The organism is Streptomyces sp. NBC_01450, from assembly GCF_036227505.1.
In the GTDB taxonomy this organism is placed as follows: Bacteria; Actinomycetota; Actinomycetes; order Streptomycetales; family Streptomycetaceae; genus Streptomyces.
This window is the reverse complement of record NZ_CP109481.1, coordinates 1,271,664-1,289,438: the sequence shown is the minus strand read 5'-3', so window position 1 is coordinate 1,289,438 and position 17,775 is coordinate 1,271,664. Positions and strand designations below refer to the sequence as shown.

Sequence of the window (17,775 nt, the reverse complement as noted above, 5' to 3'; positions counted from 1 at the left end):
TCACAGGCCGTGCACGGTCCGGAAGAACTGGTCGATCTCCCGGCGGCCAGGAGCCGGTTGAGACAGTGTCTCGGCGCCGGGGGCGCGCAGCCCGTCGAGGAGTACGCCGACATAGCGGTCGGTCAGGTCCGCCGCGGGGCCGTCATCCCCTGCATCGGCCAGGCGTGGCGGGATCGAGTTCAGCATCAGTACGACGTCGTAGGCGGTCACGTCGTCGCGCATGGCTCCCGCAAGCTGCGTCCGGGCCACGAGGTCTTCCAGGGCGGTCAGGAGTTGTGTGCGGATGCCGGCCAGTTCGGGGCCCGGTTCCCTGGCACGCCCCCGGGACACGGGGAAGAGCTGGCTGCTGCGCAGGCGCACCATGTGGCGCACCGCCCGGGTGAAGGCGGTCCACGTGGCCGGTTCCTCGGCCAGGGCACGCCGCACCTCGTCCAGGCTCTCCTGCATCACCTTGATCGCGATGCGCTCCACCAGGGCGGTCTTGTTCGGGAAGTGCCGGTAGATGGTGCCCATGCCCAGGCCGGATCGCCGGGCGACCTCGGCGATCGACGCCTGGTAACCGAGGTCGGCGAACACATCCTGGGCGACCTGGAGGATCTGCTCGACGTTCTGGCGGGCGTCGGCGCGCAGCGGGCGGTCGGCAGGGGGTGTGGACGGGCTCATATGCCTCCGATGTTAGCCTGCAATCTAACCGGAAATTCAAGTTCCGGTTAGCCGTGTGACCCCTTGAGGAGGCCCCCCACCATGACCTTTTCCGCAGACCCCTTCGCCGACTTCCCTGCCGACTTCCGTGGCGCCGTGCTGCGACCCGGCGACGACCGATACGACGCCGCGCGAGCCCTGTACCAGGGCCGCGCCGCCGACGAGGGCCCCGCGCTGATCGCACAGTGCTCCGACGAGGACGACGTCGCGGCCGTCCTGCGTCACGCCTCCGCCCACGGAATCCCGGTGGCCGTGCGGGGCGGCGGGCACGGCTCGGACGGGTACGCGATGCCCGGCGGCGCGCTGGTTGTCGACCTCTCGGCGATGAAGGCGATCGACGTCGACCCCGACACGCAGGTGGTACGGGCCCAACCAGGCGTCCTCCTGGGTGAGTTGGACGCCGCCGCGCAGGAGTACGGGCTTGCCGTGCCCGCTGGAACGGTGAGCACCACGGGTGTCGCCGGACTGACACTGGGCGGGGGCATCGGCCACTTGATGCGCCGCTTCGGCGCGACCGTCGACAACCTGCTGGCCTGCGAGATGGTCACCGTGGACGGACGCAAGGTCCGCGCCGACGAGACCGAGAATCCCGAGCTGTTCTGGGCGCTGCGCGGCGGGGGCGGTAACTTCGGGGTCGTCACCGCCTTCGAGTACCGCGCACACCAGCTCGGACCCGACGTCGTCGCCGGACAGCTGATCTTCCCGTTCGACCAGGCCGCCGACGTGCTTGCCAAGCTTCCCGCACATATGGCCACCGCGCCTCGCGAACTGGGCCTGCTGGCCGCGATCGCTCCCGCACCCGCCCTGCCGATGCTGCCGCCGGAGGCGCACGGCAAGCCGGTGCTCGTCCTTGTCCCCGTCTTCACCGGGGATTTGGCCACAGCGGATGAGGTCATCGAGCCGCTCGCCGCCCTGGGCCGACCGGCGGCCAACCTGGTCACGAAGGCGCTGTGGCCGCAGGCGAACAGCATGCTGGACGCCGTAGCCCCGTACGGCAAGCGCATGAACCTGCGCGGCGGCTACCTTCCGGTCCTGTCCGCCGACGTCATCGACACCCTGCTGCGCCACGCCGCCACCGCGCCGTCGAACCTGGGCGCCGCCACCGTCATCAACCTGTGGTGCATGGGCGGCGCGATCTCCGAGGACGTCGCCGAGGACGCCACCGCCTTCTCCCGCGAGGGAGCCGCCTGGCTGTGGGAAGCCGTCAGCATGTGGGACGCCCCTGAGCACGACCCGCAGTACGAACAGTCGGCGAACCGCATCACCGAGGAGATGCAGCCCCACGCACTCGCCGCCGGCTACACCAACCTCACCGACGACCGGGGTGAGAAGTGGCGCCGCGGAGTCCACGGCAGCGAGGCCAAGTACCGGCGGCTGCAGGCGGTCAAGGCCACCTGGGACCCGGACAACCTCCTCCGCTTCAACAAGAACATAGCCCCGACCGCCTGACAGCCCGCGCACAGGGGCAACGCACACAAGCGAGCGGCAGCCCGGCGCGCCGACCTCGGCCCTCGGCCCTCGGCCCGAGCCGGGGCGTGGAGCACCCAGGCCGCCGCCTCGGCAACCAGATGCAGCGACCTTGAAGAAGGAACCTCTGTGACCACTTCTGACGCGGACGTCTTAGAGGCTACGCAGATAGGCGGGGTGGTGGCACCCCGGCAGTAGGGCAGGCACAGGTCTTGGCGATCATGGAGTTGCGGCGATCTGTGATCACCGCGGAGACCTGTGCCTGTACTGCCGCCATGGCTGACCGAACCGCTCTGGGACCAATTCACCGCCCCGCTGCCTGAGCGATCGACCTACGCGCCGAACGATCCGTTGGGCGGTCACCGCCCACGCATCGGCGACCGAATCTTCTTCGACAAAATGCTGCAGTTCCTGCGCTTCGGCGGCTCCTACCAGACGATCTCCGACACAACCTGCTCGGCCACCACGATCCGCACCCGCCGCGACGAGTGGATCCGGCTCGGCGTCTTCGCCAAACTCAAACAGATCGCGCTGGAGTCCTACGACCGGATCGTCTTGCCTCCTCCTCGACAAGATCGCCGTCGACGGCTCCATCACGAAAGCCCCCGGCGGTGGCGAGGTCGCGGGGTGTTCACCGGTCGACCGTGGCAAGCAGGGCCTGAAACGCTCAGGTATGACAGTTGGTTATGGAATCCCGCTGGGCCGCGTACAGTCACGACTCCCCGCTGCTCGCCCCGACTTTGGACCGCCTGGACAACCTGGGACCGCTGCCCGACGGCATCGCCGTGCACCTGGACGCCGGCTACGACTCGGACAAAACCCGCACCCTGCTCGAACGACGCGGCCTGCACGGCCGCATCGCGCATAAGGGTGAGAAGGCACCGATCCGGGCAAGCCAGAGGTGGCACGTCGAATGGACCAACGCTTGGCGGAACGCCTTCCACTGCATCGCCCGCTGCTACGAGCGCCGGGCCACGTCATCGACGCCTTTCGTCATTGTGGCGGGTGTCGGCGGTGAGGCCTGGCGGGGACGAGGTGACCTGTACCGGTTTCGGGGTCCCACCCGGGACAGGCGTCGTGGACGAGTGGACGGGCTGGGGTCTCGGCGCCTTCGAATCCGCACCTTCGAGCAGCCGCCGATCCTGCACCGCATCGTCCTCCGAGGTCAGAGCTGATTGCCGGACGATGGTTGGGTGCGGTGAAGGTGGTTGCAACACACGTGTGGGTGGTCCTGGTTTCGGTCTCGGCCTCTCGGGCTTCCCCTGCGCGTTCCAGCTAGCGGTGTCCGGTTCAACGGCTGCGGCAGAAGGGTGTCTTGCCCATCGCTGACTCGATGCCGCCGAGAATGAGCTTCTGGTACTGCTCGGCGCCGGGGAAGGAGCCATCGGTGGTGAAGTCCTTGGCGTCGTGGCCGAGGGTGGTGAGCCATGCTCGGCCGCCGTCGTAGTACTGGCACCAGGCCACCGGGTGGTCCCTGCCGTGTCCGGGGTGGCCCATGCTGCCGGTGACGCCCTTGGGCAGCGTGGACTCGTCGACGGTGGCGAGGAGTCGGACTCTGGACGGGGCGGGGACGAGGTTGTACCACTCGTCGGTGAAGTTCCAGCGGGCCGGGAGACCCTCGGTGGAGGAGTCGTGGCGGTCCTCGGTGACGACGGTACCGGTTTGCTCAGGGCCGTGGTCGTAGTAGTTGGCGCCTCCCAACAGGCCCTCGTACCACGGCCAGTTGTATTCCGTACCGAACGCGTTGTGGATGCCGACGAAGCCTCCGCCGCCTCGGATGTACTGGCGCAGCGAGGTCTGCGCGGCGTCGTCGAGCGTGTCGCGGCTGGTGGAGTAGAAGATGACCGCGTTGTACCTGAACAACTGACCCGGAGAGGCGAGTTGGGAGACGTCCTCGGTCCAGTCCACGGTGAAGCCGTTGTCCTGGCCCAACTTGACGACCGCGTTCTGTACGACGTTGGCGGCGGTGAGCGCCGGGTCAAGACCGGTGCCGAGCGAAGGGCCGAGGTTGGCGTGCCGGGGGCCGGCGGTACGGGTGTAGAGCAGCACCTTGTAGCCGTCGGTGGCCGGGGTGAAGTTGCCCCAGTCGTGGTAGCACTTGGGGCTGGTGCCCCGGCAGACGCCGTAGTCGGGGTCGCCGAGTTCCTGTGCGCTGGTGTGTCCTGCCTGGGCGGCGGCCTGGTAGCGACCGCCGAAGAAGGCGGCCAGGGCGACCAGTGCGACGGCCAGCGCGATGGTCAATGGGGTGCGGGTTCTTGCCGTCATGACGGTCAGCCCTCTCACTGGACGACGATCTTGCCGGTGGACTGCGCGAACGCCGGGTCGTTGTAGAAGTACTCGCCGGCCTTGGCGAAGGTGTGCGTGTACGACTGACCCGGCATCAGCAGTCCGGTGTCGAACTCGGCGTCGAAGAACGCCGCCGCACCGTGCGCCTGCTTGTTGTCGGCGGGGTTGGCGAAGGTGACCTCGGTGCCGACGGGGACGGTGAGGTACTGGGGCGCCATGGCGTTCTGGGCCACCGTGTTCTCGGTGGTGCCGGGGGAGTTGGTGCCGGTGCTCCAGATCCGGCCGAGGGTGATGGTGTTGTGTGCCGTCGCGCCGGTCACGGCGGCGACGCGGATCTGGTTGCGGCGGGAGGGCGGGGTGGGCGCGGGGGCGGGTGCGACCTTGCCGCCGACCTTGAACGCCCACAGGTGGTCGCCCTTGGGGATGTCGGGAAACGGCAGCCCGTTGCCCCCGGCGAGCACGGCCACGTACTGCTCGCCGTCGATGTCGTACGACACGGGGATGGTGTTCACCCCGGCGCCGCACTGCCAGGTCCACAGAGTCTCGCCGCTGGTGTCGTCCATCGCTTCGAGGATGCCGTCCGGGCGGCCCTGGAAGAGGAGCCGGCCGGCGGTGGTGAGGATGCCGTTGCCGTGGGCGAGGGACCAGTCGCCCTCCTTGCGCCAAGCGACCGTGTTGGTCCGCGGGTCCATGGCGACCAGCCCACCGCCGAACAACTCACCCAGCGGGCGGGCGGTGTTGACCCGGCCGCCGTGGGTATTGGAGTAGGAGGAGTTGACCAAGCCGTAGCCGATGTAGACGTACCCGGTCTTCGGGCTGAAGGACGGGAACCCCCAGTCTCCGCCGCCGCCCGCGCCTGGGAAGATGATGGTGGCCCGGTCCCAGAAGACCGAGTAGAGGCCGCCGACCGGGTAGAACGGCACCGGTCTGGTCGTCTTGTCGAGGCGCGGGAACGGGTCGGTGAACGGCTCGCCGCCGGGGAACGGCTGGGTGGGCGAGGTCTTGTGCTCGGCGTGCTGGGGGACCGCGCGTTCCTCCATGCCGTGGATGGCCTCGCCGGTGCGCCGGTCGAGGATGTAGAACATGCAGGTCTTGGACCCGTAGACGACGACCTTGCGCTTCCTGCCGTCGATGAGGAGGTCGGCGAGGACCGGTGCCATGACGTTGTCGGCGTCCCAGATGTCGTGGTGGACGGACTGGAAGTGCCAGCGCCGCTTACCGGTCTTGGCGTCGATGGCGACGATCGAGTTGGCGAAGAGGTTGTCGCCGCCGCGCGAGGAGCCGTCCGTGCGGGGATAGGGGTTGCCGAACGTCCAGTAGACCAGGCCGAGTTCGGGGTCCACGGCGGGGTGGATCCAGGGGACCGCGCCGCCGGTCTTCCAGGAGTCGCCCTCCCAGGTGTCGTGCCCGAACTCGCCGGGACCCGGCGGGCCCCAGAAGGTCCACACGACGTCGCCGGTCTTGGCGTCGAGCGCGTAGCCTCGGCCCCGCGCTCCGGCCGTCGAGCCCTCGGTGCCGACGTAGATCAGCCCGTCGAAGTGGACGACCGCGCCCGCGAGTCCGCCGCTGTTGCCGCCGCACTGGCCACTGTCGTTGCTGCAGCCGTCGTCGCCGCCGTTGTCCTCCACGATCAGCGGCTTCTGCCAGATGACCGCGCCGGTCTTCTGGTCGAGGGCGTAGACGATGTTGGCGCCCGAGATGGTGAAGACCTTGCCCTCGGCGACGGCGACGCCGCGCATGTTGGTGGTCTCGGTGCCGAGGTTCGCCTTCCACATGACCTCGCCTGTACGGCCGTTGACGGCGAAGACGTTCTGCTGGGTGGTCTCGACGTACAGCACGCCGTCCTGCACGACGATCGCGCACTGCTGGTACGCGGAGGTCGAACCGCCCTCCAGGTTGACGTGCCAGGCACCGCCGAGCTTCTTGACGTTCTTCGGGGTGAGGTCGCGGAGCGTGGAATGGTTTTGGTTGCCGTAATTTCCCCCCACCTTGGGCCAGTCGATGCCCGTGGTGCCGAGCGCGGCGGACTGCGGTGGCACGGGGAGCGCCAGTCCGGGGGAGTCGGACGAGGCCTCGGCTGTGGAGGTCAGGGCGGAGACCGTGGCCGCGCTGCCCGCTGCGGCTGTCAGAAGAAAGGAGCGTCTTTCCATCGTTGAGTTCCCTCGATTCGATCAAGGTCCACTAGATGGTTCATAAAACCCGCAGAGTGGGTTCGCGTGATGGAGCGTCACGTTAGGGACGACGTACGCGCGTGACAAGACATGCGGCAGAAGGTTTTCGTGGAGTGAGAGCCAACCAGGAGCTAGGCGCGCGGAGTTGGTACCACCAGGTGGACCGGGACCATGGAGGGCGGCATGGGGCTCTTGTTGCGCCGGCCCTGCCCGGTCTCCTCCCAGGCGTGCGCGAGGATGCCGACGCTGCGGCTGAGCACGAAGAGTCCGCGGGCCAGTGGCGCGGGGAAGCCCAGCTCGGCGTAGATGACGGCGGTGGCACCGTCGATGTTCATGGGCACGGGCTTCTTTCCCTCGCGCCCGCGATTGAGGTACGTCTCGACGGCGCGGGCCGCCCGCAGATGGGCGCCTTCGACGAGCCCGTCGGCCACGGCACGGTCCACCAGGGCGAGCAGGGGATCGCGGCGCGGGTCGCGGGGATGGAAGCGGTGACCGAAACCGGGCAGATAGCGCGACCGGGCCCGCCACTCGCCGACCACCTCGGCCACGGCGCGTTCGAACTCGCCCTCCTGATGGTGCTGTTGGGTGATTTCGTCGAGCAGCTCCACGCACTGCTGACCGGCGCCACCGTGCACGTCACCGAGCATGTTCACCCCGGTGGCCACCGCGCTGTTGAGGCCGACCCCGCAGGTGGCGGCCATCCGGGCGGCGGCGATCGAGGGCGCCTGCGGGCCGTGGTCGACACCCGCGACCAGGGCCGCCTCCAGGAGTTTCGCCTGTTCGGGGCGGGGGAGTTCACCGCGGAGCAGAAGCCAGATCATCTCGACGAACGTCGTGGTGCCGATCAGGTCCTGGACGGGGCGTTCGCGCAGTTCGATGATGCCGGGTTCGATCCGGCTGACGGCGGTGGCCCACCACTGGGCGACCAGGCCGTCCTGCGGCCCGGCGGTCATGAGGCCGGCGCTTCGGCGGCCGTACGGCCGTGCGCCCGCCAGCGGGTGATGAGCGTGGTGCGTTCCTCGCCGTGCTCGTCGAGCAGTGGCGGCGGGGAGGTCGGGGGGAAGGGCTCGCCATCCATGAGGACGCCGTTGCCGCTGACCCGCAGGGTGCGGTCCGAGCCGTCGGGGTAGGGCAAGTCGGTGAAGAAGCCTCGGTGCGCGAGCTGTTCGAGCTCCACAGCCTCGGGAACTGTCAGGACGCGGGCCGCCGGGACCCCGGCCGAGGACAGGATCTCCTCCCACTCCAGGGCGGTCTTTCGGCGCAGTGCCGCGTTGAGTTCGGTGTTGAGTTCGGTGCGGTGCAGCTTGCGTGCCTCCCGCTCGGCGAAGCGCGGATCGTCGACCAGCGTCGGCAGCCCGGCGAGTCGGCAGAGCGTGACGAACTGCTCCTGCCGGTTGGCCGCGATGTTCAGGCCCCCGTCCGCGGTCTCGAAGGTCCCGGAAGGCGCCGCGGTGGCGTTCTGGTCGCCCATCGGCTCCGGATCAACCCCGCTGACCAGGTAGTTGGAGACGGCCCAGCCCATGGCGGAGAGGGAGACCTCCAGCATGGAGACGTCCAGTCGTACGCCCCGCCCGCTCCTCTCCCTGCCGAGCAGGGCTGCGCTGATCGCGAGGGCCGCGCCGAGTCCGCCGAGCGAGTCGCAGACCGGGAATCCCACCCTCAGGGGCGCGGTGTCGGTGGTGCCGGTGATGCTCATCATCCCGGACAGTCCCTGGATGATCTGGTCGTAGGCAGGCGCGGCGCTCATCGGCCCGGTCTGCCCGAAGCCGGTGATCGCACAGCTCACCAGACGCGGGTTGAGCTCGCTGAGCCGGGTGGCGCCGTACCCCATGCGGGCCAGAACCCCGGCCCGGAAGTTGTCGAGGAGGACGTCCGCTCCGCGCACCAGATCCTCGAAGTCGGACCGGTCGAAAGGGTCCTTGAGATCGAGGGCGAGGGACTTCTTGCCGGCGTTCTGGGCGAGGAAGGAGGCGCCGATACCGGCCCGGTTGAGTTCCGGGTCGGGGCCGAGATTCCGGGCGAGATCGCCTCTGCCCGGCTGCTCGACCTTGACGACCTCGGCGCCGAGCAGCATGAGGTGGTAACTGCAGTACGGCCCTGCGAGCACATTGGTGAGATCGAGTACGCGGATTCCTGAGAGCGGTCGTTCGGGCATACCCCGGCTCCTTCTGAGGTTTCTGCGATGGATTCACATGGGGGCTATTTCGTCGGACTGAGCGGATGGTCGAACCCCTGCTCCGACATCTGCCGGGAGACGGCGGCGAGCGCGTCGGCGAACCGTTGCACGACGACCTCAGGGAAACGGTGGCTGGGGCCGCTGAGCGACAGCGCGGCGACCACGGCCCCGGTGCGTCCGAGGACCGGCACGGCCACGGCCGTCAGCCCCTCGTCGCGCTCACCCCGGCTGACAGCGAAGCCGCGCTCCGCCGCCATGTCCGCCCACACCCGCAACTGCCGGGCGTGCACCTCACCGTGCGGTGAGTCCAGGGCGATCCGCCGCAGCAGGCTGTCCGGGGCCGTACGCAGCAGGATCTTGGACGAGGCGCCCGCCCACAGCGGGAGTTCGTCGCCGACCCGCACCACATGGCGCAGCGGCTGGGGGCTCTCCTGCTGCGCGACACAGACGCGGGCCAGCCCGCGCAGCATGAAGAGGTTGACCGTCTCCTGCTGTCCCTCGGCCAACTCGCGCATCAACTTGCGGGTTTCGCGGGGCAGTTCCCAGCTGGTGTGGGCCAGGTGGGCCCAGCGCCACAGTCCGGGGCCCGCGGTGTAGCCGGCCGGAGTGTCCCAGAGCAGACCGCACTGTTCCAGGGTCTGCACCAGGCGGACCGCCGTGGTCTTCGCCAAACCGGTGGCGTCGACGATCTCCCGCAACGTGATCGTCGGCCGATCCTCGGTCAGCAGCCCCAGGATGTCCAAGGCCCTGCGCACACTGCGTACTCCGGTCGCCTCGGCCGCCTGCTCCTGCTCGGTCCCGTCCACGCGACTTCTCCCTCCGTGCCGGGCCGCCCTCACGGACCGCCCTCGGAAACTTCCTCGAACTGTCCTCTTGCCACCGCGAGTTGGCGCCCGTACGTTACACGCCGACCCACAGAGCAGTCCACCGGTACCACTGAGCGGTTTTATCGGAGGTCTCATGCTGGATTCACTTCTCAAGGCCGGCGCGGACGCGACGGTGGTCGAGGCGCCCCCGTACATCGCGGGCCAATGGGGCGGCGAAGGTCCTGTCGTCACCCGAACGGGTCCGTATCTGCGCCAAGTTGTCAGCCGTACGACCCTCGCGACCGGGGAGGAAGTGTCCCGGGCCCTCGCCTACGCCCGCTCCTCGGCCCGTGCCGTGGCCGGGCTCGCCCCCGCCGTGCGCGCCGACATCCTGGACCGTGCCTCCCGCGCCGCCTCGGCCCACCGGGAGGAGCTGGCCCGGCTGCTCGCCCTGGAATTGGGCAAACCGGTCAAGGACGGACGCGGCGAGATCGACCGGGTGGCGGACACCTTCGCGGTGTGCGCGTCCGAGGCCCGGCATATCGGCGGCGAGAACCTGCCCGTCGCGGGCTGGTCACGCGGCATCGGCAACACGGCCCTCACCTACCGTGCGCCGGCCGGAGTAGCCCTCGCCATCACGCCGTTCAACGCACCCGCCAACCTTCTCGCCCACAAACTCGGCGCCTCCTTCGCCGCCGGTAACACCACCCTCGTCAAGGCCCCGCCCCAGGCACCGGCCGCCACCGCCGCGATCGTGGCGCTGCTGCTGGAGTCCGGAATGCCCCCGCAGGCCGTGCAGTTGCTGCACGGCGGTGCCGAGGTCGGCGCGCTGTTGTGCGCGGCCGACGAGGTCGCCGTCATCAGCTTCACCGGCAGCGCGGAGACCGGCCGGGCTGTGGCACGCGCCGCCGGCGCCAAGCGCCTGGTCCTCGAACTCGGCGGGAACGCCGCCACCGTCGTCTGCGAGGACGCCGACATCGCGCAGGCTGCCAAGGAGTGCGCCCGCACCGGATACAGCAACTCCGGCCAGAGCTGCATCTCCGTCCAGCGCGTCTATGTCCACCGCTCCCGCTACGACACTTTCCTCGATGCCTTCGCCGCCGCTGTCGACACCCTGAAGGTCGGCGACCCGCTCGACCCGGCCACCGACGTGGGCTCGATGGTCGACGACGACGCCGCCGAACGCGTGGTGAGCTGGTCCGCCGAGGCCGTCGCCTCCGGCGCTCGCCTGCTGCGCGGCGGCACCCGCAACGGCGCCACCGCCGCGCCCACCATCGTCGCCGGACCACCCGAGTCCGCCTCGGTCGTCGTCCACGAGGTCTTCGGAGCGCTGGTCGCGGTGCTCCCGTACGACGACTTCGACGCGGTCATCGACGCCTGCAACGCCAGCCGATACGGCCTTCAGGCGGGCCTGTTCACCCGCGACATGGGCCGCATCATCACCGCCTGGCGCGAGTTGCAGACCGGTGCGCTGATCGCGGGCGGCAGCTCCAACTACCGCCTCGACCACGTCCCTTTCGGCGGAGTCAAGGACTCCGGCTTCGGTCGTGAGACCCCCCGCTCGATGATCGACGACTACACGGTCGTCAAGACCCTCATGCTCCGCGGCCTGTCCGTCTGGGGCGACGTGACCACCCTGGACGAAGAGACCGGCGCATGACTGTCACCGCTGCCGAAGCCCTGGTCGGCCAACTGGAGTCGTACGGAGTCGAGTTCGTCTTCGGCACCTGCGGCCACACCAACATCGCCCTGCTCGACGCGCTCGGCCCCAGCTCGATCGAGTTTGTGATCGCCCGCCACGAACAGGCCGCAGCCCACGCCGCCGACGGCTACGCCCGCGCCTCCGGGAAGCCCGGCGTGCTGCTCACTCACGTCGGTCCCGGCATGATGAACGCGGTGACCGGCGTCGCCACCGCCGCCCTCGATTCGATCCCGCTCGTCGTCATCTCCGGCGACATCCCCTCCTACTATTACGGCCGCCACCCGCACCAGGAGGTCAACCTCCACGCGGACGCCGACCAGACGGCGATCTACCGCCCGTTCACCAAGCGCGCCTGGCACGTCCACCGTGTCCACGACCTGGCGCGCACCACGGAGCGGGCGTTCTGGACCGCGACCTCCGGGCGACCAGGGGCCGTGCTGGTCAACGTACCGATGGACCTGTGGAGTCGGCAGGTCGAGGACTACGCGGAGGAGTACCCGCTGCCCGGAGGTTCCGCGCTCCCCGCTCTCGACCGGGCCACGGCCGAACGCATCGCTGAGGCGCTGCTGAGCGCCGAACGCCCCCTGATCTACTTCGGCGGCGGTCTGCGCGAACCCGCCGCCCGCCAGGCCTTGTTGGACCTCGCCGAGCACCTCGATATCCCGATCGCGCACTCCCTGATGGGCAAGGGCGTCCTGCCCGACAGCCATCCGCTGCTGCTCGGAATGCCCGGATTCTGGGGCCTGGAGACGACCCACGAATACACCAAGGGCGCCGATGTGGTCCTCGCCCTGGCGACCCGGTTCGCGGAGACCGACGCCAGCTCCTGGGATCCGGCGTATACGTGGACCTTCGGTGACAAGCACAGTCCGCCCAGCCGGCTCCTCCAGATCGACATAGATCCGGCCGAGATCGGCCGCAACTACCCCGTCGAGATCGGTGCCGTCGCCGACGCGGGTGACGCGGTACGGGCCATCGGGACCGCTGTACGGGCTGCCAGGCCAGAACCCCTGCGGAGGGAGGGGCTGCGGGCGACCATCGCCACCGCCCGCCGGACCGTCTTCGACGCTGCTCGCGAGGACGGACGCAGCGACGACTTCCCGCTGCGTCCGCAACGCATCCTCGCCGACCTCCGCGACGCGCTGCCCGACGACGCGGTGCTCGTCACCGACGTCGGCTGGAACAAGAACGGCGTCGCCCAGTGCTACGAACTCCCCGAAGGCGGGCGGTTCGTCACCCCGGGCGGAGCCTCGACCATGGGCTTCGGACCGGCTGCCGCGGTCGGGGTGCAGATCGCCCAGCCGGACCGCGTGGTGGTCGCGCTGATCGGCGACGGCGGAATGAGCGCACAGCTGCCCGCGATGCCGATGGCCGTCGAACAGGGGATGCCCGTCGTCTTCGTGGTGATGAACAACCGGGCCCACGGCACCATCGCCGACCTTCAGGCCGCGTCGTTCGGACGGTCCTACGGCTGCGAGTTCACGGACACCGAAGGGCAGCCGTACAGCCCGGACTTCGCGGCTCTGGGCCGGTCCTGCGGAGCCGACGGATATACCGTCGTCGCCCCCGCCGATCTCTCCAAGGCCCTCGCCGATGCGATCGCGCGGCGCCGGCCCGCCGTCATCGACGTACCGATGGTCAACGAACCCGTACCGACGCCGGGCCACTGGAACATCAAGGACATCTACCGCGGGTCCTTCACCGACTGAACTGCCTTTCTCTCAGGACGAGGTGACCTCCATGAGCCGCATCCCACGACCACTCACCACGACCCGCGCCACCGCCTGCACGGCGGTCGTGCTGACCGTGGCCCTCGCCGCGTGCAGCGCGCCCGGCGACTCCAGCAGTGACAGCAAGGCCTCCTCGGGACCCATCAAGATCGCTGTCGTCGACGCGCAGAGCGGGCAGCTCAGTTCACTCGGCGACTGGGAGTACAAGGGGGCCAAGCTTGCCGTGGACGAGTGGAACAAGAAGGGCGGCATCGACGGCCGCAAGATCCAGCTGAAGCTCTTCGACGACCAGGGCGACCCGACCGCCGGCACCAACATCGCCCGCAAACTCGCCAGCGAGAAGTACGTCGCCATGCTCGGTACGGCGGAGAGCGCGGTGACCATCGCCATGGCGCCGGCGCTCCAGCAGGCGAGGATCCCCAACATCACCTCCGGCCAGTCCGACGGTCTGGTCGCCCTGAAGAGCCCGTACCTCTTCCTCAACGGCCCGACCAGCACCACGTACGACTCGACGCTCGCCCAGTACCTGATCAAGGACAAGGGCTACAAGAAGATCGCGGTGATCACGAACAACGGCTCCTTCGGGACGGGCGAGCACGACGCCTTCCTGAAGGCAGCCAAGGGGCTGGGCGTGTCGCCTTCGACCGACCAGGTGGTCACCACCGACCAGAAGGACTTCAGCGCCGCGCTCATAAAGATCCGCTCCAAGAAGCCCCAGGTCGTCTTCATCGGCTCGGAGGAGGTCGAGGCCGGCCTGATCGTCAAGCAGGCCCGGGACCTGGGCATGACCGCACCCTTCGCGGGTGCCGCGCCGCAGGGCACCCCCGTCTTCATCGACACCGCGGGCAAGGCCGCCGTCGAGGGCACCATCGTCAGCTCGCCCTATCTGAGCAACGACACGAGCGACGCCTCGAAGAAGTTCGCCGCCGCCTACAAGGCCGCGTATGGCAAGGACGCCGAACTGCACGGAGCCAAGGCGTACGACGGGGCGAACGTCTTGCTGACCGCCCTCAAGACCAGCAAGGCCGCCACCGGCCAGGACCTCGCCGACGCCATCCGCGCCACCCCGTACAAGGGTCTGCTCGGCGACTTCGCCTACGACGACACCGGGGTCGGCATCACCAAGACCACCATTGGTGTCATCCGCGACGGCAAGCTCGTCGCGCGGCAGTAGTCATCGGGCATCCGGCAACGGGCAACGGGAGCACGCCGTGCAAGAGACACTGCAGACACTCGTCGGAGGCTTGAGCCTGGGGGCGGTCTACGCCCTGGTCGCCATGGGGTTCTCCCTCGTCTACCGCACCATGGGCCTGGTCAACTTCGCGCACGCCGACATCGCCATGATCGGCGCCTACGCGGCCTCCACCTTCTATCTGACGTCCAAACTGCCGTTCGCCGTCGCCATGCTCGTGGCGATCGTTGTCACCGGCGCCATCGGTCTGGTGATCGAGCGGGTCCTGCGCCCGCTGGAGAACAAGGACTTCGATCTTATGCTCATCGGCACCATCGGCTTCGGCATCGTCCTCCAGGCCGTCGCCATCCTGCTCTGGGGCACCACCGGACGAGCGGTTGCATCGCCCGTCCGGGCCGCCCCACTCGACCTGTTCGGGATCCGAGTGCGCACGTACGACCTCCTGGTCATGGGCGTTGCCGCACTCGCAGTGATCGGCCTCGCCTGGTTCCTGGCACGCACCAAGCTCGGCGCGGCCATGCAGGCCGTCGCCATGGACCACGAGGCAGCCACCGCCGTCGGCATCGACGTCGGCCGCAGCAACGCCCTCGCCTTCTCCATCGGCGCGGGCCTCGCCGCCCTGGCCGGCGGCCTCGTCGGCCCGATGCTGTACGTCGACGCCTCACTCGGCGGTGCCCTCGGCATCAAGGGCTTCGCCGCCGCGATGCTCGGCGGCTTCGGCTCTATCCCCGGAGCCGTCGTCGGCGGCCTCGCGATCGGCGTCCTCGACTCCTACGCGGCGGGCCACTTCCAGGGCTACTCAGTCCTCGTGACCTTCCTGGCCTTCACCGTCGCCATCATGATCCGCCCGACGGGCGTCTTCGGGGAAAGGACGGTGAGCCGCGCGTGAAGTTCCGTATCGGTTCGCTCGGCGCCCTGGCCGTGGCCGTCTGGCTGCTGCCGTACGGCCTGGGCAGTTACTCCATCCATGTCGTCAACATCGCGTTGATCTACGCCCTGTTGGCCATCGGCATGGGCCTCGCGATGGGCGTCTCCGGACAGATCAACCTCGCCCAGGTCGCCTTCTTCGGCGTCGGCGCGTACACCCTGGCGATCCTCACCACCCACTCCGGATACGGATTCTGGGCGGCGGCCGTGCTGTCGCTGCTCGCGACGGTGGCGACGGGCCTGCTCGTCGGCATCCCCGCCCTGCGCATGCAGTCCCACTACCTGGGCATCGTCACCCTCGGCCTGGCTCTCGGCTTCATCAACTGGATCACCAACGCCTCGATCTCCGGAGGCGCCGACGGCATCTCCGGCATCCCCCTGCCGCCCCTCCCGGGCATCGACCTCTCCAGCGAATACCTCTACTACTACCTGGAGTTGGCGGTCTGCGCCCTCGGCCTCGGCTTCGGCCTGTTCGTCGTCCGTACATCACTGGGCCGACGCCTGCGCGCGATGCGCGACGACTCCCTGGCGGCCGGCGCGACGGGCGCCGAGATCCCCCTCCTGCGCATGACCGCCTTCGTACTGGCCGGCCTGTACGGAGGCCTGGCCGGCGTCCTGTACGCGGGCCTCATCCGCTACGTCGCCCCAGAGACCTTCTCCATCGCCAACATGTTCATCCTGCTCGCCATGGTCATCATCGGCGGTCGGCGCTCCCTGGTCGGCTGCGTGGTCGGCGCGGTCGGACTGACCCTCATCCGCGAGTGGCTGTCCGACTTCTCGACGTACGCACAGCTGGGATACGGCGTGGTGGTCGTCCTGATGGTCGTCTTCGCCCCCACCGGACTCGCCGGAATCCCCTCCCGCGCAAGGGAGTTCGTACGCCGCAGAAGCGGTCGCGCCGCCGACCGGGCGGAGCTGCGGCCCTTCCAGCCGTACGAGGCGGCTGCTACGCCCGAATCCTCGTTCTCGGACGAACCGCTGCTCGAAATCCGGTCCGTTACCAAGGACTTCCGTGGCCTGCGCGCCCTGGACGACGTCTCCCTCACGGTCGCCGCAGGCGAGATCCGCGGCATCGTGGGCCCGAACGGCTCGGGCAAGACCACCCTGTTCAACGTGATCAGCGGCTTCTACAGGGCGAGTGCGGGGCGCGTGCGGTTCGCCGGCCGCGACACGACGACCACCCGCCCGTACGCCCTCTCCCTCCTGGGCCTGGCCCGCACATTCCAGAACCTACGCCTGTTTGCGCAGCTGACGGTCCGTGAGAACATCCTGGTCGCCCTGGACCGCACCCCTACACACACGGTCTGGCAGTACGCACTGTGGCAGCCCGGAGTGATACGCCGCGAGCGACAGCTGCGCCGACAGGCCCACGAACTCCTCGAACGCTTCGGACTCACCGACTTCGCGGAAATCGCGCCCGGCTCACTCCCGTACGGCATCCAGCGCCGCATCGAGATCGCCCGCGCCATGGCCGCCCGGCCACGGTTGCTGCTGCTCGACGAACCGGCGGCCGGGCTGAACGGAGAAGAGGTGCAGCAACTCGCCGGCATGGTGCGCTCCATCCGGGACAGCGGCACCACCGTCGTCCTGATCGAGCACAACATGGGCCTGGTCATGTCACTGTGCGAGCGCGTCACGGTGCTCTCCAGCGGCGGCATCATCGCAGAGGGCACACCGGCCGAAGTGGTCGCGAGCCCTGAGGTGATCGAGGCGTATCTGGGTGACTCCGTGATGGCGGACGTTCCCCTTCCGGACCCCGATTCCGACCCGGACATGGACACCGACCCGGAACCGGTCCAGGACCAGGACCCCGGGCCGGATCCAGCCCCTGCTCCGACTTCGGCACCCGCTTCCAAGGAGGCAACCCGGTGAGGACGATCCCCGCTCCCCGCACCGAAACCGCTGCCACACTCACCGTGGAGGAGCTGTCCGTGCACTACGGCGGCGTGTGCGCGGTCCGCTCGATCGGCTTCAGCGTGGAGCCAGGCGCCTCGGTCGGCATCATCGGCGCCAACGGGGCGGGCAAGACCTCCACACTCAAGGCGCTGATGGGCCTGGTCCCGCGCAGCGGCGGACGCGTCACGCTCGGCGAGCACGACCTGACCCGGGTCAGGGCCCGCGACATGGTGAGGCACGGCATCGGCTACGTGCCGGAGGGCCGACACGTCTTCCCCGGCCTGTCCGTGGAGAAGAACCTGCTGCTCGGCGCCTACGCACGGCGCTGGGACGACGAGACCCGGGCCACCCTGGACGAGGTGAACGAACTCTTCCCGGTGCTCCGGGAGATGAGCGGACGACTGGCCGGGGCCCTCTCCGGAGGACAGCAGCAGATGCTCGCGATCGGCCGAGCCCTGATGGCCAGACCGCGCCTTCTCCTCCTCGATGAACCGTCGATGGGCCTGTCACCCAAACTCGTCGGCTTCATCCTCGACACCCTGCAGCGGCTGCGGGAGGAAGGACTGAGCCTGCTCCTGGTCGAGCAGAACGCCAAGCTCACCTTCGGCGCGACCAGTCACTGCCTCGTCATGGAGAACGGAAGCGTCGCCATGACAGGCACCTCCGAGGCACTCAGCCGGGACACCCGAGTCCGCCAGATCTACCTGGGGCTGTGAACGG

13 protein-coding genes and 1 pseudogene are annotated in these 17,775 nt (G+C 69.1%); 8 read left to right on the top strand and 6 right to left on the bottom strand.

All coding sequences use genetic code 11. The features are described from left to right. Positions 1–663: a TetR/AcrR family transcriptional regulator gene (locus OG568_RS54495; protein ID WP_329537463.1), complete on the bottom strand. Its 663-nt coding sequence runs from the start codon at positions 661–663 to the stop codon at positions 1–3. Positions 664–744: 81 nt separating this feature from the next. On the opposite strand from OG568_RS54495, the gene OG568_RS54490 reads away from it, so the two are divergent. Next, positions 745–2,151 carry an FAD-binding oxidoreductase gene (locus OG568_RS54490; protein ID WP_329537462.1) on the top strand — a complete coding sequence of 469 codons (1,407 nt, stop codon included), beginning with the start codon at positions 745–747 and terminating at the stop codon, positions 2,149–2,151. Positions 2,152–2,427: 276 nt separating this feature from the next. Next, positions 2,428–3,140, top strand: a pseudogene (locus OG568_RS54485) (transposase); the annotation flags it as partial. A 319-nt stretch (positions 3,141–3,459) separates the two neighbouring features. Here OG568_RS54485 and OG568_RS54480 read toward each other — a convergent pair. From OG568_RS54480 to OG568_RS54460, 5 genes are all read right to left on the bottom strand, one after another. Further along, positions 3,460–4,434 carry a ThuA domain-containing protein gene (locus tag OG568_RS54480; protein WP_329537461.1) on the bottom strand — a complete coding sequence of 325 codons (975 nt, stop codon included), beginning with the start codon at positions 4,432–4,434 and terminating at the stop codon, positions 3,460–3,462. A gap of 14 nt (positions 4,435–4,448) precedes the next feature. Next, on the bottom strand, positions 4,449–6,605 hold the full coding sequence (locus tag OG568_RS54475) for an outer membrane protein assembly factor BamB family protein (protein WP_329537460.1): 2,157 nt from the start codon (positions 6,603–6,605) through the stop codon (positions 4,449–4,451). Positions 6,606–6,757: 152 nt separating this feature from the next. After that, positions 6,758–7,579, bottom strand: coding sequence for a citryl-CoA lyase (locus OG568_RS54470; RefSeq protein WP_329537459.1), 822 nt, complete (start codon positions 7,577–7,579; stop codon positions 6,758–6,760). Further along, positions 7,576–8,781, bottom strand: coding sequence for a CaiB/BaiF CoA transferase family protein (locus OG568_RS54465; protein WP_329537458.1), 1,206 nt, complete (start codon positions 8,779–8,781; stop codon positions 7,576–7,578). Before OG568_RS54465 ends, OG568_RS54470 begins: the two co-directional genes overlap by 4 nt. A gap of 44 nt (positions 8,782–8,825) precedes the next feature. Beyond that, positions 8,826–9,608, bottom strand: coding sequence for an IclR family transcriptional regulator (locus tag OG568_RS54460; protein WP_329537457.1), 783 nt, complete (start codon positions 9,606–9,608; stop codon positions 8,826–8,828). A gap of 154 nt (positions 9,609–9,762) precedes the next feature. Here OG568_RS54460 and OG568_RS54455 point away from each other — a divergent pair, with 154 nt between their 5' ends. From OG568_RS54455 to OG568_RS54430, 6 genes are read left to right on the top strand one after another with little or no spacing between them, the layout of a single operon-like run. Then, positions 9,763–11,268 carry an aldehyde dehydrogenase family protein gene (locus tag OG568_RS54455; protein ID WP_329537456.1) on the top strand — a complete coding sequence of 502 codons (1,506 nt, stop codon included), beginning with the start codon at positions 9,763–9,765 and terminating at the stop codon, positions 11,266–11,268. Beyond that, entirely contained in the window at positions 11,265–13,019 is a 1,755-nt protein-coding gene (locus OG568_RS54450) for a thiamine pyrophosphate-binding protein (protein ID WP_329537455.1), read from the top strand. Before OG568_RS54455 ends, OG568_RS54450 begins: the two co-directional genes overlap by 4 nt. A gap of 31 nt (positions 13,020–13,050) precedes the next feature. Continuing rightward, positions 13,051–14,214: an ABC transporter substrate-binding protein gene (locus OG568_RS54445; protein WP_329537454.1), complete on the top strand. Its 1,164-nt coding sequence runs from the start codon at positions 13,051–13,053 to the stop codon at positions 14,212–14,214. Between the two features lie 37 nt (positions 14,215–14,251). Next, complete coding sequence (locus OG568_RS54440) at positions 14,252–15,121, top strand: branched-chain amino acid ABC transporter permease (RefSeq protein WP_329537453.1); 870 nt, start codon at positions 14,252–14,254, stop codon at positions 15,119–15,121. Continuing rightward, a complete protein-coding gene (locus OG568_RS54435) occupies positions 15,118–17,031 on the top strand; it encodes a branched-chain amino acid ABC transporter ATP-binding protein/permease (RefSeq protein ID WP_329537452.1) in 1,914 nt (637 codons plus the stop codon). The genes OG568_RS54440 and OG568_RS54435 overlap by 4 nt, the downstream gene beginning before the upstream one ends. Next, positions 17,028–17,771, top strand: coding sequence for an ABC transporter ATP-binding protein (locus OG568_RS54430; RefSeq protein WP_329537451.1), 744 nt, complete (start codon positions 17,028–17,030; stop codon positions 17,769–17,771). The genes OG568_RS54435 and OG568_RS54430 overlap by 4 nt, the downstream gene beginning before the upstream one ends. Positions 17,772–17,775: the final 4 nt, after the last annotated feature.